The organism is Fulvimarina thalattae (assembly GCF_040239565.1).
Lineage (GTDB): Bacteria > Pseudomonadota > Alphaproteobacteria > Rhizobiales > Rhizobiaceae > Fulvimarina.
Map to the genome: position 1 here is coordinate 1 of NZ_JBEHWS010000016.1, position 20,229 is coordinate 20,229.

Below are 20,229 nucleotides of genomic sequence, written 5' to 3' on the forward strand. Positions count from 1 at the left end.
CTCTTTCGAGAGATGAAAGATGGACGTAGGATGGCAACGCAACACTCCAATTGGTCTGGACAACCGAGCCGATCATACATCGGCTCTGGGGTGTTGCACTTCGCGCTGGAAATCAGGGATGGCTCGTTGGCTTCTCAACAAAGCCAGGGGATCAGAGAGTTCGAGCCAGACTATGACAGCATGGTGACATGGAAATAGGGGTGCCGACAAATCCTTTCAAAGACGTCACGGCGCGGCCGGGTATGCTGCCGGGCTAACAAGGTCGAGGCGCAGTGGGATCGTCAGTCGTGGGCGCTGAGATCGAGCCGGGTCGCCGAAAGAATTGGTCCCGGTTCGCCAGTTTGCGACATCAGCTGGATGAAGACGGCGCAACCGTTCTCGCCGTTGGCACCCGTTGTCAGGGTGGAGATTGGCAGGCTGATCTTCATCGGCTCGCCGGACCATGCACCCATAATTCGCCAGTCACGAACCGGGTTGGTCTCGACGAGCGTCGATCCGAGGTTCTCGCCGCGCGTGATTTCAGTCTTCGAGCGTGCGTCATAGGTGACGACAATCAGCACCGGCAGTGATCCGTCGCCGATCGGCTGGGACATGCTGGCTCGGATTTTCAGGTTGTCTCCGACGATGCGGGCCGAGACGGATGCACCACCGTCTGTATCGATTGCTGATAGGGTCTGGAGAAGCTCGACAACGTCTTCGGACTTGGCCCCGACGATCTGTCTGCGGCCGTCGACGATCATCTGGGGCGTAAAGAGCGTCGAGAGGTTGAAGCTCTCGCCATAGGCCTGTTGCCGCGCCGTATTTTCGGGCGAGCCATAGGTGTCGCGCCAGCCGATATAGTCCCAATAGTCGACATGATAGGCTAGGGCGAGAACACCGGGTCGCTCGGAGAGATCGGACAAAGCCGTCTCCGCCTGCTGACAGGAACTGCAGCCCTGGCTTGTGAAAAGCTCCACCACATGCGCAACGCGCGAGCCTTCTTCCGCGCTCTCTGGTTCCTGCGCAAACGAAGAGTGAGCCGTAACCATCGCTAGGAAGATGACCAGCAGGAAAACCGGTTTCCAGACGGCTGATGATGCCGAGGCTGGCTCTTGAAGTCGAGCCGATGGAAAACCGCAACTGTGCAAAGCTGTCGTCAAACCTTCGAGGATTACATGGCGTTTACGGCGCTTAGCCGCCTATCGGCAATATGATAGGAACCTGATCGCCACCGAGCCAGTCACGTCAGGGTGAGGCGAAAAACGATCGCGCGACGCGAGCGTGATTAAAATGTGAGCAGCAATTCCTCGTCTCGCTGTCTGACGTGAAAAAGCCGCCGGACAAGAAGTCCGGCGGCTTTCGATTGGTTAAGGCAGCGCCTGACCTCAGGCTGCGAGCTGGCGCAGCACGTAGTGAAGGATGCCGCCGTTCTTGTAGTAAGAGAGCTCGTCGTCGGTATCGATGCGCGTCTTGATCTTGATCGTCTGCTTCGATCCGTCGGCGCTCTCGATTACGGCTTCCATTTCCTGACGCGGCTTGATGTCCGTCAGGCCTTCGATGGTCACCTTCTCGTCGCCCTTGAGGCCGAGCTTCTCCCACGATTGACCTTCCTCGGCGAAGACGAATGGGACGACGCCCATGCCGACGAGGTTCGAGCGGTGAATGCGCTCGAAGCTTTCGGCGATGACGGCCTTCACGCCCAAGAGGATCGTACCCTTGGCTGCCCAGTCACGCGAGGAGCCGGTGCCGTATTCCTTGCCTGCGAAGACGACGAGCGGCACGCCCTCGTCCTGATACTTCATCGCCGCGTCGTAGATCGGCATCTGCTCGCCGGACGGATGGTGGATCGTCACGCCGCCTTCGACGCCCGGAACCATCTGGTTCTTGATACGGATATTGGCGAAGGTGCCGCGCATCATAACCTGATGGTTGCCGCGCCGGGCACCATAGGAATTGAAGTCGATCGGCCGCACCTGATGGCTGACGAGATATTCGCCCGCCGGACCGTCCTTCTTGATCGAGCCTGCCGGGGAGATGTGGTCGGTCGTGATCGAATCGGCGAAGAGGCCCAGGATGCGGGCACCCTTGATGTCCTCGACCGGCTTCGGCTCCTGGTCCATCCCGTCGAAATAGGGCGGGTTCTGGACATAGGTGGAGGTGTCGTCCCAATCGTAGGTAAGGCCGCCAGAGACGTCGATCTTCTGCCAGTGCTCATCGCCCTTGAAGACATCGGCATAGCGATCCTCGAACATGTCGCGGGTCACCGTCTCGCGGACGATCTCCGCGATCTCGTGCGTCGTCGGCCAGATGTCGCTGAGATAGACATCATTGCCGTCCTTGTCCTGCCCGAGCGGCTCCTTGGTGATGTCCTTGAACATCGTGCCGGCGATCGCATAGGCGACGACGAGCGGCGGCGAGGCGAGATAGTTCGCGCGAACGTCCGGGTTCACGCGGCCTTCGAAGTTGCGGTTACCCGAGAGCACCGAGCAGGCGACGAGATCGTTCTCGTTGATCGCTTCAGAGATCGGCTCCGGCAGCGGGCCGGAATTGCCGATGCAGGTCGTGCAGCCGTAGCCAACGAGATTGAAGCCCATCTTGTCGAGATCGGTCTGGAGACCAGACTTTTCGAGATATTCGGTCACAACCTGCGAGCCTGGCGCGAGTGACGTCTTCACCCACGGCTTCACCGTCAGGCCCTTCTCGAACGCCTTTCGGGCGACGAGACCCGCCGCGACGAGCACGTTCGGGTTAGACGTGTTGGTGCAGGAGGTGATCGCGGCGATCACTACGTCGCCATGGGAGAGGCCGTGAGAGGCGCCTTCCACGTCGTGTCGATAGGCGATGTCGCCCGGCACCTCGTTCGGCAGTGTCGCGCCTTCATCCATGAAGCGCGAATCGCCTGACGATTCCGGGTTGTCGTCCTTCTTCCGTCCACCCGTGATTTCGTCCAGCGCCTTGTGGAAGGCCGGAGCCGCATCAGTCAGCGCCACGCGATCCTGCGGACGCTTTGGACCGGCGAGCGAAGGCACCACCGTCGAAAGATCGAGCTCCAGCGTATCGGTGAAGATCGGATCCGGCGTCGAGTCCTCGCGGAACATTCCCTGAGCCTGACCGTAAGCCTCCACCAGCGCAATGCGATCCTTTTCGCGTCCGGTCGCTTCGAGATAGGCAAGGGTGTCCTTGTCGATCGGGAAGAAGCCGCAGGTTGCGCCGTATTCCGGAGCCATGTTGGCGATGGTCGCCTGGTCTTCCAGCGTCAGGTTCGAAAGGCCCGGGCCAAAGAACTCGACGAACTTGCCGACGACGCCCTTCTTGCGCAGCATTTCGGTGACCGTAAGCACGAGGTCGGTCGCGGTGGTGCCTTCCGGCAGCGAGCCTTCGAGCCTGAAGCCGATCACTTCCGGAATCATCATCGAGATCGGCTGACCGAGCATGGCAGCCTCGGCCTCGATGCCGCCGACGCCCCAGCCGAGAACCGAGAGGCCGTTGATCATCGTGGTGTGCGAGTCGGTGCCGACGAGTGTATCGGGATAGGCGACGGTTTCACCGTCAATCTCACGTGTCCACACGGTCTGGCCGAGATACTCCAGATTCACCTGGTGGCAGATGCCGGTGCCGGGCGGCACAACGCGGAAGTTCTGGAAGGCTTCCGAACCCCAGCGCAGGAACTGGTAGCGCTCCTTGTTGCGCCCGTATTCGGCGTCAACGTTCTTCTCGAAAGCGTCGGACGTGGCGAAATAGTCGACCATGACCGAGTGGTCGATGACGAGATCGACCGGAACCAGCGGGTTCACCTTCTTGGGATCTGCGCCGAGCTGCTTGGTTGCATCACGCATGGCGGCGAGATCAACCACGGCCGGAACGCCGGTGAAGTCCTGCATCAGAACGCGGGCGGGACGATAGGCGATTTCGTAGCCGGCCTTGCCCTTGTCATCCAGCCATTTCGAGACGGCCTGGATATCCTCCTTCGTCACCGTGCGCCCGTCCTCGTTGCGCAGCAGGTTTTCAAGGAGAACCTTCATGGAGAAGGGAAGGCGGGAAATGCCATCGAGGCCGTTCTTCTCGGCTTCCTTAAGGTCGAAGTAGGCGTAAGGTTTCCCGCCGACGTCGAGCGTCTTGCGGCATTTGAAGCTGTCGGGATGATTGGACATGGAGCGTTTCGTTCCTTTTCGAACCGAGACGACGGCCGAAGGGCGAACAGGCTTCGCGCGGCGGAAGACGCGCGTCGAAGATGCGGGTACGACCATTTCCGCTTTGCCCGCCCCGGGCACCCTCGGGACATCAAGGTGCCGCAGCATCGGCTCTAATGACGATCCACGCCGGTCGCTGGCATGGCTTGTAAGGTGCATCTAGCGCTGATTGGAACAGCTATAAAGGGCGTCTGGCTCAACCGACGCGAATTTATGCTTCGCTGCAGCATGATCCGGCTCGGCGCCGACGAGGTTCGGGTATTCGCAACTCGGATTCATCGCGGCGCCAAGTCCTTCGAAGGGCGTTGGAAAGACTACTCTCGGCGCGTCTTCTGTCGTCTTCCGGTTGCCAGTTTGCACTTGAAAGGATTTAAAGGTTCTGCGAAGACGAATACGCAACTCAAGGGCGTGCGATGCCGGTGAACAAGAAGAAGCCTAACCCAATCGACACCCATGTCGGCTCGCGCGTTCGGCTCCGCCGCACAATGCTCAGCCTCAGCCAGGAGAAGCTCGGCGAGGCCCTCGGAATCACGTTTCAGCAGGTCCAGAAATACGAAAAGGGCACGAATCGGATCGGCGCCAGCCGGCTGCAGCGCATTTCCGAGGTCCTGAAGGTTCCTGTCTCGTTTTTCTTCGAAGATGCTCCTGCTAGCGGCGAGCATGTGGCTGGAATGAGCGAACCGGAGGGTGGCGACTACGTCGTCGACTTTCTTTCGACGTCTGAAGGGCTGCAACTCAACAAGGCTTTCATAAAGATTGAAAACCAGAAAGTCCGACGTCGCGTCGTCGAATTGGTGCGCTCTCTGGCCGAGGATGATGACGACTGACCATCCAGTCGCCAGCCTTGTAAGGCAGTGGTTACGGAGGATACTCAAAAACCGCTAAACTGCCTAGAATCGGTCCAAAAGCGCGCTTTTGGAAGCTTTCCAAGCGTCGTCGTGCCTCATGGCATATTTGAGCTTTGGCGTCTTCGCTGCCTTGACCTTCGCTCAGCAATCGCTTCAAAGGCATGCCGGTATGGCCGATTTGTCGCCGCTGCTTGAAAATGCGCGGCCGCGGCCGGTGATGATTTTCAGAAAGACAGGAGTCGATTTGAATGGCGCATGCCAATTACATCTTTACGAGCGAAAGCGTTTCGGAAGGCCATCCCGACAAGGTCTGCGACCGCATCTCCGATGAAATCGTCGATCTCATCTATCGCGAAGCGCGCAAAACGGAGTCCAATCCGTGGGACGTTCGTATTGCATGTGAGGCTCTCGCAACGACCAACCGTGTCGTGATCGCCGGCGAGGTTCGCCTGCCTGACAGCCTGATGAAGGAAAACAAGGCGGGCGAGAAGGTCGTCAATGCCGGTCGCATTCGCTCAGCGGCACGGCGCGCGATCCGCGACATCGGCTACGAGCAGGACGGTTTCCACTGGAAGACCGCCAAGATCGACGTTCTTCTTCACTCCCAGTCGGCCGACATCGCCCAGGGCGTCGACAAGTCTCATGAGACGCGGGACAAGGAAAGCGCGGATACCGACGAGGGCGCGGGCGACCAGGGCATCATGTTCGGTTATGCCTGCCGCGAGACGCCGGATATGATGCCGGCTCCGATCTACTATTCGCACAAGATCCTCGAACTCCTCTCCGCCGCCCGTAAGAAGGGCGAGGGCGAGGTCGCCAAACTGGGACCCGATGCAAAGAGCCAGGTCTCGATCCGCTACGAGAACGACGAGCCGGTCGAGGTCACCTCGATCGTGCTCTCCACCCAGCACGTCGATCCGAGTTGGGATTCGGACAAAGTCCGCTCTGTCTGCGAGCCCTATATCCGTGAAGCGATGGGCGAGCTGCCGATCGCCGACAACTGCATCTGGTACATCAACCCGACTGGCAAGTTCGTGATCGGCGGACCGGATGGCGACGCGGGCCTCACCGGCCGCAAGATCATCGTAGATACGTATGGCGGCATGGCGCCCCATGGCGGTGGCGCGTTCTCCGGCAAGGACACGACGAAGGTCGACCGCTCGGCCGCCTATATGGCGCGCTATCTGGCAAAGAACGTCGTTGCGGCCAAGCTCGCCGACAAATGCACCATCCAGCTCGCCTACGCCATCGGTGTCGCGCAGCCGGTTTCTGTCTACGTCAACATGCACGGCACGGCGAACAAGGTGACCGAGGAGCAGGTGGAGAAGGCGATCCGCGCCACGGTCGATCTTTCGCCGACCGGTATCCGCAAGCATCTCGATCTCAACAAGCCGATCTACGCGAAGACGGCAGCCTACGGCCATTTCGGTCGCAAGCCGGGTCGCGACGGATCGTTCTCCTGGGAGAAGACCGATCTCGGCACGAAGCTGAAGGCGGCGATCAAGGAAGGCTGAGACTTTCCGCTATCCAGCCGATGGATCGAAAACAGAAGATATTCGAAGCCGCGCCTCAAGGTGCGGCTTCTTTGCATTCGCACTTTAATTGGACCGACAGGCCGAGACCGAAAAAGCGATGAGCGGCGACACGAATTCTTCCCATCCGACGCGCCAGCGTGAAGCCTTTTTCGGACGGCTGAAGGGCCCGAAACTTCGGGAGCGTCAGCGGCGGCTGATCGAGGAGGAGCTGCCGAAGTGCCGAGTCGATCTGGCTCAAGGCACACCAGAAAATCTCGGAGATCTGTTTCCGGTTCCGGTCGATACGGTGCGGTTGGAGATCGGGTTCGGCGGTGGAGAACATCTCCATCACGAAGCCGGGCGTTACCCTGAAACGGGCTTTATCGGCGTCGAGCCCTTCGTCAACGGTATGGCCAAGCTGCTGGGTCGTCTCGACGATGAGCCGCGCGACAATCTTCTTCTCTTCGACGAGGACGCCGTCACGCTGCTCGACTGGCTTCCGGAGGCGAGCCTTTCTGGCGTCGACCTATTCTATCCGGACCCCTGGCCGAAGAAGCGCCATTTCAAACGCCGCTTCGTGAACGAGAAGAACCTCGATCGGCTCGCCCGCGTTATCAGACCCGGTGGCCTCTTCCGCTTCGCCTCGGACATCGACACCTATGTGAACTGGACGCTGGTCCACTGCCGCGATCATTCCGCCTTCGATTGGCAGGCAGCCGGGCCGGCAGATTGGCATACGCCGTATGAAGGCTGGCCGGGGACCCGCTACGAGGCAAAGGCCAAGCGGGAAGGGCGGACGCCTGCTTATTTGACGTTTATGCGAGTTTAGGTCGGCAATTGCTTAAATAACGGAAGACAGCCGGTTTGCCGTCTCCGGCATGACTGTCAGGCTATTATCGATTCGCTCTCGCCAGCGGGGGCCTCGCGAACGAGCATTGGCATAAGCTTCGGCGAGATCGTCGGGTCGATCTTCGGCGAGAACCGAGACGAGGAATTTTGCCTGGGCGCGGTCTTTCCGGGCCTTCAGTTGATCCGGACCCTCCCGCCGTCGATCTGCGACGATCAATTTGTGTATGGCGAAGCGCTCAGGCCTCGGTATTTGAACCAGAACGCCGGAGCGGTAGAGAGCGACCGCCTTGATCGGTTCCGCAATGAGGAAATTCAGGTAGTTCAAGGCCTGAGCGCTGACCCCGAGGGCTGGCAGCGGCTTGACTGTCTCGTTTCCGAAGGCCGGCGTCAGAAACTCGACCATGGCTTCGCCGCTGCTTTGTCTCCACCGCCAGACTTGCCGATCGAAGATACCGGGAACCGGATCGAATTTTAGAGATGCGAGAATGGTGCCGGGATCGGTATCCACCTTGTCTTCGATTGCAAGTGAAAGCCGTTCGAAACTGGCAAAGTCGACATCTCCGGTCTGAGCCAGTTCTTCGTAGTCCATCCGAACGCCGAGTTCGCCTTGATACAGCGCGTAGGCAGAGGTTCCCACGAGGGTGCCGCCGAGGCGGAAGACGCCTGCCTTGGAAAAGGCGAGTAGCATCGACCCGGTCTCGCGATCGGTAGTGATGAAGCCCTCGGCCCGGAGTGTGCGAACGAGGCGGCTCATGCGCTTGGCGCGCTCGTCAGCTTCCGCCTTGAGCACGCTTGCTCTTTCCAGGCGTTCTCGGAGATCTGGTAGATCCTCGCCCAGATAGCGGCTCTTCATTTCGGATCCGAGGCGAAAGCGCTCGTATAGGTAGGTGCGGCCATTTCGTCTGCGCTCCTCGACAGTGCCGATCAGTCGCGATGCCTGATCGTCGAGATGAAGGCGCAGGAGGTCCTGATAAGCGACATGGGCCGGACGGCTATGTGATAAGATTTTCATGGCCGTGTATACGCATTTCGATAAACTGTGTGCATCAAAATAAAATTTGATGCACACAAAAGCAATGTGCATCAAAAAAACTCTTGATGCACACAATGCATTCCATTCACGCGGGTCAGTTTGGCACTCGGGACTCAATATCACTCTTGAACCCGACCTCCGATCAGCGTATATCCCGCCCATATTCTCTACGGTCGTTTCGAGAGAGTGGGTCCACCCGGTCCCGCTCTTTTTTGTTTTCGGGACATGGCGAAATCGCTCCGAAACGGCTGGGACGTCACATGAAAATCTGTGTTCTGCGCATTCACGCGGAACGGAGATAAGAATTACCGGAGCGACATTGACCGAACAAGAAACACGCATCGTGACCGAAGACGGACTTGAGGCGAAGATCGCCGCTATCGTCGAGCCGGTGATCGTGGAGATTGGCTATCGGCTGGTGCGTGTGCGCGTTTCCGGCATGAACGGCAAGACGGTGCAGATCATGGCCGAACGGCCGGACGGCACCATGGATGTCGAGGGCTGCGAAGAGGTGAGCCGCGCGATCTCGCCGGTACTCGAAGCCGAGGACCCGGTCGACGGAGCCTACCATCTGGAACTATCCTCGCCAGGAATAGATCGTCCGCTCGTGCGCGCCTCCGATTTCGAAGCTTGGGCGGGCTTTCTGATGAAGCTCGAAACCTCGCGCCTCGTTGCCGATCGCAAGCGCTATCGCGGGAAGATCCTGAAGGTCGAGAACAACGCGATCACCATCGAGCGTGACCAGCCGGCCTATGGTGAGCCGGCTTCGGTGGAAATTCCGCTCGATGCGATTGCCGACGCTCGCCTCGTTCTCACCGACGAGTTGATCGAAGCGTCGCTTAAGGCCGACAAGGCCCGGCGCAAGGGGCGCGGCAACGCCGCTGACAACGATAACGACGATGGCGAAACTGGCCGTCCGCATTGATCCATCCGTCGAAGCGTGGAGTTCTTCCACGCTGCGACGCAAGAGCCGGCCTGAATGTCGGTGAGACGAATGACTATTCGAGGTCGCCGCCGCGCTGTGAAGCCGGCCCGATCCTGAACGGAGGAATGAAAACATGGCAGTGAGTGCGAACAGGCTGGAGCTTCTGCAGATTGCGGATGCCGTCGCCCGTGAAAAGACGATCGACCGTGAGATCGTCATCGAGGCGATGGCCGACGCGATCCAGAAGGCAGCGCGCAGCCGTTATGGTCAGGAGACCAACATTCGCTGCGACATCAATACCAGGACCGGCGAGATGAAGCTGCAGCGGCTTCTCGAAGTGGTCGAGAATGTCGAGGATCCGGCGACCCAGATCTATCTTGAGCTCGCCCGCGACAAGAACCCCGACGCCGAGCCGGGCGATTTCATCGCCGAGCAGCTCCCGCCGATGGATTTCGGCCGCATCGCCGCCCAGTCCGCCAAGCAGGTCATCGTGCAGAAGGTGCGCGAGGCCGAGCGCGACATGCAGTATGACGAGTACAAGGATCGCGTCGGCGAGATCATCAACGGTCAGGTCAAGCGGGTCGAATACGGCAATGTCATCGTCGATCTCGGCAAGGGCGAGGCGATCATCCGCCGCGACGAGCAGATCCCCCGCGAACTCTATCGTCCGGGCGATCGCGTGCGCGCCTATGTCTACGATGTCCGACGCGAGCCGCGTGGGCCCCAGATCTTCCTGTCGCGTACCCATCCGCAATTCATGGCGAAGCTCTTCACCATGGAAGTGCCGGAGATCTACGACGGCATCATCACGCTTAAGTCGGTTGCTCGCGATCCGGGCTCGCGCGCCAAGATCGCCGTCGTTTCGTCCGACTCCTCCGTCGATCCGGTCGGTGCCTGCGTCGGTATGCGCGGTTCCCGCGTTCAGGCGGTCGTTGGCGAGCTTCAGGGCGAGAAGATCGACATTATTCCCTGGTCGCCGGATGCGGCTTCCTTCATCGTCAACGCCCTTCAGCCGGCGGAAGTCGCAAAGGTCGTTCTGGACGAGGATGCCGAGCGTATCGAGGTGGTCGTTCCGGACGATCAGCTGTCCCTCGCCATCGGTCGGCGCGGCCAGAACGTGCGGCTTGCTTCGCAGCTCACCGGCTGGGACATCGATATTCTGACCGAGGACGAAGAGTCCGAGCGTCGTCAGAAGGAGTTCAACGAACGCTCCGAGATCTTCATGGAAGCGCTCGACGTCGACGAGATGGTCGGTCAGCTTCTTGCATCGGAAGGTTTTGCGACGATCGAAGAGGTCGCCTATGTAGATGCTGAGGAGGTCTCCTCGATCGAGGGCTTCGACGAGGATACGGCCGAGGAACTCCAGAGCCGCGCCCGCGAATATCTGGACAAGCGCGAAGCGGAATTCGACGCCAAGCGGGTCGAGCTGGGCGTTCAGGACGAACTTCGCGAGATTCCGGGTCTCACCACCGAGATGCTAGTCGTGCTCGGCGAGGACGGCACCAAGACGATCGAGGATTTCGCGGGTTACGCCGTCGACGATCTCTGCGGCTGGACGGAGCGCGCGAAGGGTGAAACCAAGCGCTTCGACGGTACGTTGAGCAAGTTCGAAGTCAGCCGCGCAGATGCCGAGCAGATGGTTCTCAATGCCCGGCTGAAGGCAGGCTGGATCACTGAAGACGATCTCGCCGGCGAGGAAGAGGTCGAAGAGGAAGCTGAAGCCGAGACGGCGTAATATCCGGTCTGGACGATTCGGCCCTTTCTCATGTGAGAGGGCCGGTTTTCCGGATCACGCTAATTGGTGAGGCGAGGGTCAGGGATCGAATGAGTGCGGTCGAAAGCGAACCGGTGGACGAAGAGGAGATGGTTTTGAACGACCGGACCTGTATCGTGAGCCGGGAAGCGATGGACGCGGATCGGCTCGTTCGTTTCGTCCTCTCTCCCGACGGACAGGTGGTTCCGGACCTGAAGCGGCGTCTTCCGGGGCGCGGCGCGCATGTCAGATGCGCTCGGACATCGGTCGATGAGGCGATGCGCCGCAAGCTGTTCGCCAGGGCCTTTCGCGGAGAGGTCAAGGGGCCTGCCGATCTGGGTGCCGACCTAGACCGGCTGCTCGCAAAGTCTGCGTTGGGCTCGCTGGGTCTTGCCAAGAAGGCCCGCCAGCTCGTCACGGGTTCGGCGAAGGTCGAGGCTGCGGCACGAAGCGGAGAAGCGCTTTTCATCCTCCACGCGCAGGAGGCGAGCGAAGATGGAAGAAGAAGAATTGCCGCGGCCCGCTATGCCGGTGCCGACGGTTCGATGGAGAATGCCGCTCCGGTGGCGGCACCTTTCTCGGGAGTCGATTTGGATTTGGCGCTCGGGGGTGGAAATGTGATACATGCGGCGATCCTATCCGGAGATGCGGGATTGGCCGCCGCAAGACGCCTCCGGGCGCTCTTGGAATATCGGAGTGAAAGCCCTTCGGCCGCTCTTGCGGATGCGGAACGACACGCGCATGGCGAGGTCCAGCGATGAATTGAGTTGAATTCGGGAACGCACCCTCAAGAGGCGGCATTCCCAACATGGAACGGGCGCGGGACGAAATCTGCGTCGAGAAACGGAATTATAGATGAGCGATACCAAGTCCGGCGACGACAAGACGCTGAGTGTGAACCAGAAGAAGACCCTGTCCTTGAAGCGTGGCGGCAACGAACAGTCCACGGTCAGGCAGAATTTTTCCCATGGGCGCACGAAAAACGTCGTTGTCGAGACGAAGAAGCGGCGGATCACCAAGCCTGGCGATCAGGGTGCTTCTTCATCTGTTGCGGAAGGCCTGAAACCGCGTGCGCCGAAACCGGCGGCACCGGAACCTGCAAAACCTGCCGAGCCGAAGGCACCGGCGGCCGATAATCGTACGGTCGCACCGCCTCCGCCGCGTCCGCAGGCGCCGAGTGGCAAGCCGCGCAATATCGAATTCGCGAAGCCGCAGCCGTCGAGCCCCGAGCCGACCGAGCCGGTGAAGGCTGAAACGCCTGCCGTTGAAGCGCCCGCCGCAGAAGCGCCGGCTGTCGAGGCGGTGGCTGAGCCCGCGCCGAAGGCCGAAGCGAAAGCCTCTGAGCCCCAAGCCAAAACGGAGCCGAAGGCGGAGACAGCGGCGGCTTCTTCAGCTCCAGCTAAAGCAGAGCCTGCGAAACCGACTGCTACTGCCGCGCCCAGGCCTGCGGCGGCAACGCCTGCAAAGCCTCAGTCGGGCGGAGCATCCGCGCCGCAGGGTCGCGGTGGCCAAGGCGCTGGCCGCGGTCGCGATGATCGCCGCCCCGGCGGCCGTCAGGATCGCCGCGATTCGCAAGGTGCAGGCGGTGGCCAGCAGCGCTCCCCGCGCGGTGCAGTCCTGTCCGATCTTTCGTCGCGCGAGATGGACGCACGCAAGCGTGCGCTCGAAATCGCCAAGCAGCGCGAAGTCGAGGCGCGCCGTGTCTTCCAGGAAGACGAGGCCCGCCGCAAGTCCGAGGACGAACGTCGCCAGCGCGAGCGTGCGGAGGCCGAACAGCGAGCCGCTGAGGAAGCCGAACGCCGCGAGCGGGAAGCCGAAGAGCGTCGCAAGGCCGAGGAAGAGGCCAAGAAGAAGCCTGCGGCCGCAAAACCGCGTGGCGGTGCCGCCAAGCAGCCCGATCCGATGTCTCCTGCGGATGCCGAAGCGGCGCTTGCTCGCGAAGAACGCACTGGCAAGCGCGGCAAAGTCTCCGAGGAGGAGGAGCGCCGTCGTAAGGGCGGTGCGGAAGCGCCCCGTGGCTCGAAATCCTCAGGTGACCGCCGTCGCGGCAAGCTGACGCTCGATCGGGCCCTTTCGGGAGACGACGGCGGGCGCAGCCGCTCGCTTTCGTCGATCCGTCGCCGTCAGGAAAAATTCAAACGGTCGCAGCAAAGCGTGCCGAGAGAGAAGATTTCGCGCGAAGTGGTTATTCCCGAAACGATTACGATTCAGGAACTCGCCAACCGTATGTCCGAGCGGTCGGTCGACGTCATCAAGTACCTCATGAAAGAGGGACAGATGATGAAGCCGGGTGACATCATCGACCAGGATCTGGCCGAGCTGATCGCCTCCGAATTCGGCCATACGATCAAGCGTGTCGCCGAGTCGGACGTCGAGGAAGGCATCTTCAACGTCGACGACAAGGAGGAGAACCTCCAGAGCCGTCCGCCGGTCGTTACGATCATGGGCCATGTCGACCACGGCAAGACCAGCCTTCTCGACGCGATTCGCAAGACGAAGGTGGCATCGGGCGAATCCGGCGGCATCACCCAGCATATCGGCGCCTATCAGGTGGAACAGGACGGACAGAAGATCTCGTTCATCGATACGCCGGGCCACGCCGCCTTCACCTCGATGCGTGCCCGCGGTGCGCAGGCTACGGATATCGCCGTCCTGGTTGTTGCAGCCGACGACAGCGTGATGCCGCAGACAATCGAGTCCATCAACCACGCCAAGGCGGCCGGTGTGCCGATCATCGTGGCGATCAACAAGATGGATAAGCCGGATGCCGATGCCTCGAAGGTCCGTAACGGCCTTCTGCAGCATGAGGTGTTCGTCGAATCCATGGGTGGCGAGGTGCTCGACGTCGAGGTTTCGGCCAAGAACGGCACCAATCTCGACAAGCTTCTGGAAACGATCCTGCTCCAGTCCGAGATCCTCGATCTGAAGGCCGATCCGGACCGTACGGCGGAAGGCGTCGTCATCGAAGCGCAGCTCGACAAGGGCCGTGGTTCGGTCGCGACCGTCCTCGTCCAGACCGGTACGCTCCGTCGAGGCGACATCGTCGTTGCAGGCGACGAGTGGGGCCGCGTTCGCGCCCTCGTCAATGATCGTGGCGAACAGCTGAAAGAGGCTCCGCCCTCCATGCCGGTCGAAGTGCTCGGCATGCAGGGCACGCCGATGGCCGGCGATCGCTTCGCCGTCGTCGAATCGGAAGCGAAGGCCCGCGAGATCTCCGATTATCGCCAGCGTCTCACCCGCGAGAAGCAGGTCGCCAAGTCGGCAGGCCAGCGCGGCTCGCTCGAGCAGATGATGAGCCAGCTGACGGACTCCGGCCTCAAGACGTTCCCGCTCCTGATCAAGGGCGACGTCCAGGGTTCGATCGAGGCGATCGACGGGGCACTGGAAAAGCTTGGTACGGACGAAGTGCAGGCCCGCATCATCCATTCGGGTGCCGGCGCTATCACCGAGTCCGATATCTCGCTCGCCAAGGCCTCGAACGCTTCGATCATCGGCTTCAATGTCCGTGCCAACAAGCAGGCTCGTGACGCGGCGGCTCAGGAAGGCATCGAGATCCGTTACTACAACGTGATCTACGATTTGGTGGACGACGTGAAGGACGCGATGTCCGGGCTTCTTGCACCGGAACGCCGCGAGACTTTCATCGGCTACGCCGAGATCAGGGAAGTCTTCCAGATCACCAAGGTCGGCAAGGTCGCGGGTTGTCTCGTTACCGAGGGCGAAGTCGAGCGTGGTGCGGGCGTTCGCCTCTTGCGCGACGACGTCGTCATCCACGAGGGCACACTCAAGACGCTCAAGCGCTACAAAGACGAAGTCTCGAAGGTCCAGAGTGGTCAGGAATGCGGTATGGCGTTCCAGAACTACGAGGACATTCGCCAGGGCGACGTCATCGAGTGCTTCCGAGTCGAACACGTGGCCCGCACGCTCTAAAGCTTCGCGGATCGGACGATTAAACGTGATTGGGAGGCGGGCGAGCGATCGCCCGCCTCTTTGATTTTAGGCAATTCATCGTACTTCCCATAAGGCTGATGCGGAATTACTCTAGCAATTCGCATGCCTGTTCGCTTAATGCTGAATCAGGATCATCGGGCTCGGGGTGACGGATGGCGAAGGGTATCGACAGTGCGATCGACTCGGTCAGCGAGCGCGTCGAGGGAATCTGTGAGTTCCTACATGAACTCGATGCCGGCAAGCCGGTCGACGAAGAGGCGTTGAAGTCCGCAGTTCACAACTGCGCCAACGTCTCTCAGTCCATGAGAAGCCTCAAGCGCGTTGCCGAGCGCCTCGAAAATCGCGCTAAGCCAGCAAAGTAACCGCTCGATTACGGGCATAAGGCAGCCACTTTGCTTCGGGACGTCTGGCCTTCTTTCGTGCCTTCCCCTATTGCGGCCTGACGGTGCCGGCTGATCTTGCCTCTTTCATCGGCGCCGGCCTGGAAATGACAGCGGGACCGCTCAACCATGGTTGCCACCGATATCGCGACGCGGGTGTGGAACCACACCTTCAAGCTCGATCCGATCGTTCGCTCGCTTCTCGATACCGATTTCTACAAGCTGCTGATGCAGCAGATGGTGTTCGGGCTCTATCCGGATATCCAGGCGACCTTCAAACTCATCAATCGCACGCAGTCGGTGAAGCTCGCCGCCGAGATCGACGAGGCCGAATTGCGCGCTCAGCTCGACTATGCGCGCTCGCTGAAATTCACCAAGCGCGAGATGATCTGGCTGGCCGGTAACACCTTCTACGGGACGAGCCAGATCTTCCGGCCTGACTATCTGGAATGGCTCGCCGATTTCCAGCTGCCGCCCTACGAGTTGAAGACCGTCGACGGCCAGTTCGAGCTGACCTTCGATGGGCCTTGGACACACACGATGATGTGGGAGATTCCGGCGCTCGCGATTGTCAACGAACTTCGTTCAAGAGCCGCACTGCACGACTTCGAGCGCTTCGAACTCGACATCGCCTATGCGCGTGCGAAGACCAAGATGTGGGAGAAGGTCGAGCGGCTGCAGGCTTTGCCCGACCTGAAAATTTCCGATTTCGGTACGCGGCGCCGGCACTCCTTCCTCTGGCAGCGTTGGTGTGTGGAAGCGCTGAAGGAGGGCTTGGGCAATCGGTTCATCGGCTCCTCCAATGTGCTGCTCGCCATGGAGACCGATCTCGAAGCGATCGGCACCAATGCCCACGAATTGCCGATGGTTCTTGCCGCGCTAGCCGAGACGGAGGCCGAACTCAGGGCCTCGCCCTACAAGGTGCTGGAAGACTGGCAGAGCTACTATGGCGGCAATCTGCTCATCGTGCTGCCCGACACGTTCGGGACTGGAAGCTTCCTCAAGGATGCGCCGGACTGGCTGGCGAACTGGACCGGCTTTCGCCCGGACTCCGCCCCACCGATCGAGGGCGGGGAAGACATCATCGACTGGTGGAAAGCGAAAGGCGTCGATCCGAAGGAGCGGCTGCTCGTCTTCTCCGATGGGCTCGATTCCGACACGATCGAGGAAGTCTACCGGCACTTCCACGGCCGCGTCCGCATGAGCTTCGGCTGGGGTACCAATCTCACCAACGACTTCCGCGGCGTCGCACCGGAACCCGCCGATGGTCTCGAAGCGATTTCGCTCGTCTGCAAGGTGGTGAGCGCCAATGGCCGACCGGCCGTCAAGCTCTCGGACAATGCGGCTAAGGCGACCGGCGATCCGGCCGAAGTCGAGCGCTATCTTCGAATATTCGGTGAGCCGGACTACGGCGAGCGCAAAGTCGCCGTCTAGTCGGTCCCGCGTTCGCGGGGCACATCCGATCGTCGGTCTCGTTCTACATCTGCTTCGTGCCGGGCTTCTTCCGGTGCGTTCGTACCGGTTCCGTCCTCGCTGTCCTCGAAAGCATCCGGATCGAGCATATCCGCGTCTTCCAGCTCATTGTCATCGGGCGATTGCGCCGCCCCGACCGCAAGAGCGGCAAGCGCGCCCTTCTTTGGCGGGACGAGGACCTGGGCCGGGCGGATGCGCAGCTTGGCGATGCGGTTCTTGTCACGCTTCAGCACCGTGAAGCGCTTCTGGAAGAAGGTGAAGGCCTGTCGTTCCTCGGGGATCGTCCCCGTCTCGTGGATGACGAGGCCGGCGATCGTCACGGCTTCCTCGTCTGGCAGGTTCCAGTCGAGCGCCCGGTTGAGGTCGCGGATCGGCACCTGACCGTCGACCACGACGGAGCCGTCGGCCTCCGTCGTGACGCCCTGCATTTCGAGATCGTGTTCGTCGGCGATGTTGCCGACGATCTCTTCCAGAATGTCCTCCAGCGTGATCAGCCCTTCCACTTCGCCATATTCGTCGACAACGATGGCGAAATGCGTCTTGCGGCGCAGGAAGGCGTTCAGCTGGTCCTGAAGCGTCGTCGTCTCAGGCACGAACCATGGGCTCGCGCAGACCTTCAGAATATCGATCCGCGAGGGATCGTTCTCGACCTCATGCAGCGCGCGCAAAAGGTCCTTGGCGTGAACGATGCCGACGATGTTGTCGTAGTGCCCGCGCCAGACCGGCATGCGGGTATAGGGACTTTCGAGGATCTGCTTGACGATCTCCGCCGGCGGGTCTTCGGCGTTCACCTGACGCATGCCCGTCCGATGGACCATCACGTCGGAGACTTCGAGTTCGTGCAGGTCGAGCAGGCCTCCCAGCCGGTTGCGGTCGGCGTTGACCAGCGAGCCCTCACGGTGGAGCACCTCGACGGCGCCGCGAAGCTCCTCGTGGGCGGTCAGCAGCGAGGCCGATGAATCACGGCCCGCACCCAGCATGATGAGCAGTTTGCGAACGATCCAGTTGACGACGCGGGTGAGGGGGCCCAGCGTCGCGACGACGATCGATACGGCCCGCGCGACCTTCAGCGCGAATCCGTCCGGAGAAGCGATGGCTGCCGATTTCGGCAGGACCTCGGCGAAAATGACGACGAGGATCGTCATCGCGATGGTCGCGTAGACGACGCCCGACTGGCCGAAGATGCCGAGAAATGCGGTCGTCGCCAGCGATGAGGCGAGAATGTTGACGAGGTTGTTGCCGATGAGAAGGGCGCCGATCAGCCGGTCGTTCTTCTCCACGAGCTTCTGGACGATCGTCGCGCGCGCGTCGCCGTTCTTCTCATAGCTCATCAGCCGCGCCCGCGAGACCGCGGTGAGCGCGGTCTCTGACCCCGAGAAAAAGGCCGAACAGCAGATCAGGATGATCACGAAGAAAAGCAGAACCCAGAGGGTCACGGTCATTGCGCGAGCTCCTGTGCCAAAAAGCGGCGCACCGTATCTGGATCGACATCGTTCTCGATATAGGCCTTGCCGATCCCTCGCGTCAGGATGAAGGTCAGGGTGCCGCGCAAGACCTTTTTGTCCTGGGCGATGGCGTCCATCAGGTCTTCGACCGCCGGCGGGGCGCCGGGGATATCCTGAATCGTCGTCGGCAGTCCGACGCTCGAAAGATGCGCCGCGACTCGCCGGGCATCTTCTTCAGGGGCGAGGCCGAGAAAGGCGCAGAAGCGATGGGCAAGGCAGACGCCGATCGCGACGCCCTCGCCATGAACCAGCCGCGCTGCGTCGTATTCACAAACCTTCTCGAGCGCATGGCCGAAGGTGTGACCGAGATTGAGAAGCGCCCTCGAGGCCTCCTCGGTTTCGTCGCGGGCGACGACCTCCGCCTTCGCTTCGCAGGAAGCCGCGATCGCATCGATCAGCGCGCCTGCACCGGCGAAGATTTCCCGGTGATTTCGATCCAGCCAGTCGAAGAAGTCTGGCCGATCGATCAACCCGTATTTGACGATCTCTGCATAGCCGGCGGCGAACTCGCGCGGCACCAGCGTGTCGAGAAGGGCCGTGTCCGCAAGAACCAGGCTCGGCTGGTGGAAGGCACCGACGAGGTTCTTGCCCTGTGGCGAGTTGATGCCGGTCTTGCCGCCCACAGAGGAGTCCACCTGGGCTAGCAGGCTCGTCGGCATCTGGACCATCGCCATACCGCGCCGCACGACCGCGCTTGCGAAGCCTGCGAGATCTCCGATGACACCGCCGCCGAAGGCGAGAACGGCGTCGCCGCGCTCGAAACGACCTTTGATGACCTCCTCGACCACCCGCTCGAGGCCGCCATAGGATTTCGTCTTCTCGCCAGCCGGAAGGATGATCGCGCGGTGTTCGACTCCTTCGGCTTCCAGAGCGATCTTCAGCCGGTCGAGATGGACCTTGGCGACGTTTTCATCAGTGACAATCGCCACGCGCGCTCCCGGCAGTACGGCCTTGATCCGCCGGCCAGCCTCGTCGATCAGTCCCGGCCCGATGACGATGTCGTAGGAGCGATCGCCCAGAGGCACGGTAATCGTCCTCTGCCGCAGGGCCGTGGTCTCGCGCTCTTTTGACTCCGCACTCACAATTTGTCTCCCTTGCCGAGATAGTCACGAAGCGCTTCGGCCGCTTCGGCTGCGATGATGTCGCGTTTGACCTCCCGCGACTGGATGACGATGTCCGCGCCGCCATAGATCGGATAGCGCTCTTCCATCAGTTTCTTCATGGTCGCGCGGGGATTGCCAGTCTTCAGGAGTGGGCGATTGGAGCGCTTCATCACGCGCATCATCAGCGTATCCAGATCGGCCTTCAGCCAGAGCGTAACCGCATGCTCCTTGAGATGGGCACGGGTTTCCGCGTTGATATAGGCGCCGCCGCCGGTGCCGAGCACGCGAGGGCCTTCCAGAACCAGCCTTGAGACGACGCGGGCTTCCAGCGCCCGGAACTCCGGTTCGCCGTAGGATTCGAAGAGTTCCGGGATAGACATCCGGGACACTTCCTCGATTTCCTGATCGCTGTCCGAGAACGGAATACCGATAAGCGACGCAAGCCGGCGTCCGACGGTCGTCTTTCCGGCTCCCATCAAACCGACGAGCGCGATCGATCGGTCCTGGAGCTTGTCCCGGACGTCCGAATAATCGAGCGTTGCCGTGTTTGATGTCATTGAAGCCGGTCTTTCCTCTCGCGCCTCAAATTGTACTTAGCCGATCGATCGGGCCGATGCGGGTTGCCAGTGATTCGCAGAACCCCGAGCCGATATTGGGGATCGGGCCGAGTTTTGCTTTGCAATATCGGCCCGCCAAGATAAAAGCCTTTCTAAGAAACGCCGCCCT

The 20,229-nt window shown here is 61.0% G+C and carries 15 protein-coding genes and 1 pseudogene; 10 read left to right on the forward strand and 6 right to left on the reverse strand.

Features of this window, described 5'->3' with window-relative positions; translation table 11 throughout:
* Nucleotides 1-281 precede the first annotated feature (281 nt).
* Both ABRA89_RS16925 and acnA read right to left on the reverse strand, forming a co-directional pair.
* Nucleotides 282-1,028: a DUF1223 domain-containing protein gene (locus tag ABRA89_RS16925; protein ID WP_349942674.1), complete on the reverse strand. Its 747-nt coding sequence runs from the start codon at nucleotides 1,026-1,028 to the stop codon at nucleotides 282-284.
* Nucleotides 1,029-1,364: 336 nt separating this feature from the next.
* Complete coding sequence (acnA, locus tag ABRA89_RS16930) at nucleotides 1,365-4,130, reverse strand: aconitate hydratase AcnA (RefSeq protein WP_349942675.1); 2,766 nt, start codon at nucleotides 4,128-4,130, stop codon at nucleotides 1,365-1,367.
* A 452-nt stretch (nucleotides 4,131-4,582) separates the two neighbouring features.
* Between acnA and ABRA89_RS16935 the strand changes: the two genes are divergently transcribed.
* From ABRA89_RS16935 to trmB, 3 genes are all read left to right on the forward strand, one after another.
* Nucleotides 4,583-4,996, forward strand: coding sequence for a helix-turn-helix domain-containing protein (locus tag ABRA89_RS16935; protein ID WP_349942676.1), 414 nt, complete (start codon nucleotides 4,583-4,585; stop codon nucleotides 4,994-4,996).
* 269 nt (nucleotides 4,997-5,265) lie between these two features.
* Nucleotides 5,266-6,531 (forward strand): methionine adenosyltransferase, encoded by a 1,266-nt coding sequence (gene metK / locus ABRA89_RS16940; protein WP_349942677.1) that lies wholly within the window; start codon nucleotides 5,266-5,268, stop codon nucleotides 6,529-6,531.
* 118 nt (nucleotides 6,532-6,649) lie between these two features.
* Nucleotides 6,650-7,360: a tRNA (guanine(46)-N(7))-methyltransferase TrmB gene (gene trmB / locus ABRA89_RS16945; protein WP_349942678.1), complete on the forward strand. Its 711-nt coding sequence runs from the start codon at nucleotides 6,650-6,652 to the stop codon at nucleotides 7,358-7,360.
* Between the two features lie 12 nt (nucleotides 7,361-7,372).
* Here trmB and ABRA89_RS16950 read toward each other — a convergent pair whose 3' ends face one another.
* The gene (locus tag ABRA89_RS16950) at nucleotides 7,373-8,575 is read right to left on the reverse strand and encodes a nucleotidyltransferase family protein (RefSeq protein WP_349942679.1); all 1,203 of its coding nucleotides are present in this window, start codon (nucleotides 8,573-8,575) and stop codon (nucleotides 7,373-7,375) included.
* A 157-nt stretch (nucleotides 8,576-8,732) separates the two neighbouring features.
* Between ABRA89_RS16950 and rimP the strand changes: the two genes are divergently transcribed.
* The 7 genes and pseudogenes from rimP (at nucleotide 8,733) to pncB (ending at nucleotide 16,856) form a co-directional block, all read left to right on the forward strand.
* Nucleotides 8,733-9,338 carry a ribosome maturation factor RimP gene (gene rimP / locus ABRA89_RS16955; protein ID WP_349942680.1) on the forward strand — a complete coding sequence of 202 codons (606 nt, stop codon included), beginning with the start codon at nucleotides 8,733-8,735 and terminating at the stop codon, nucleotides 9,336-9,338.
* Nucleotides 9,339-9,471: 133 nt separating this feature from the next.
* Nucleotides 9,472-11,073 carry a transcription termination factor NusA gene (nusA, locus tag ABRA89_RS16960; protein WP_349942681.1) on the forward strand — a complete coding sequence of 534 codons (1,602 nt, stop codon included), beginning with the start codon at nucleotides 9,472-9,474 and terminating at the stop codon, nucleotides 11,071-11,073.
* A gap of 89 nt (nucleotides 11,074-11,162) precedes the next feature.
* Entirely contained in the window at nucleotides 11,163-11,852 is a 690-nt protein-coding gene (locus tag ABRA89_RS16965) for an RNA-binding protein (protein WP_349942682.1), read from the forward strand.
* Between the two features lie 94 nt (nucleotides 11,853-11,946).
* Nucleotides 11,947-12,093, forward strand: a pseudogene (locus tag ABRA89_RS20445) (translation initiation factor IF-2 associated domain-containing protein); the annotation flags it as partial.
* Between the two features lie 639 nt (nucleotides 12,094-12,732).
* Nucleotides 12,733-15,021: a translation initiation factor IF-2 gene (infB, locus tag ABRA89_RS16970; RefSeq protein WP_463671312.1), complete on the forward strand. Its 2,289-nt coding sequence runs from the start codon at nucleotides 12,733-12,735 to the stop codon at nucleotides 15,019-15,021.
* Between the two features lie 173 nt (nucleotides 15,022-15,194).
* Nucleotides 15,195-15,404 (forward strand): hypothetical protein, encoded by a 210-nt coding sequence (locus ABRA89_RS16975; RefSeq protein WP_349942684.1) that lies wholly within the window; start codon nucleotides 15,195-15,197, stop codon nucleotides 15,402-15,404.
* 147 nt (nucleotides 15,405-15,551) lie between these two features.
* The gene (gene pncB / locus ABRA89_RS16980) at nucleotides 15,552-16,856 is read left to right on the forward strand and encodes a nicotinate phosphoribosyltransferase (RefSeq protein WP_349942685.1); all 1,305 of its coding nucleotides are present in this window, start codon (nucleotides 15,552-15,554) and stop codon (nucleotides 16,854-16,856) included.
* Here the strand turns inward: pncB and ABRA89_RS16985 are convergent.
* Genes ABRA89_RS16985 through ABRA89_RS16995 form a run of 3 tightly spaced genes read right to left on the reverse strand, consistent with a single transcriptional unit; the run spans nucleotide 16,853 to nucleotide 20,060 of the window.
* Complete coding sequence (locus ABRA89_RS16985) at nucleotides 16,853-18,337, reverse strand: HlyC/CorC family transporter (RefSeq protein ID WP_349942686.1); 1,485 nt, start codon at nucleotides 18,335-18,337, stop codon at nucleotides 16,853-16,855. The genes pncB and ABRA89_RS16985 overlap by 4 nt on opposite strands.
* Nucleotides 18,334-19,482, reverse strand: coding sequence for a 3-dehydroquinate synthase (gene aroB / locus ABRA89_RS16990; RefSeq protein ID WP_349942687.1), 1,149 nt, complete (start codon nucleotides 19,480-19,482; stop codon nucleotides 18,334-18,336). The genes ABRA89_RS16985 and aroB overlap by 4 nt, the downstream gene beginning before the upstream one ends.
* Nucleotides 19,479-20,060, reverse strand: a complete 582-nt coding sequence (locus tag ABRA89_RS16995) for a shikimate kinase (protein WP_349942688.1) — start codon at nucleotides 20,058-20,060, stop codon at nucleotides 19,479-19,481. Before ABRA89_RS16995 ends, aroB begins: the two co-directional genes overlap by 4 nt.
* Nucleotides 20,061-20,229: the final 169 nt, after the last annotated feature.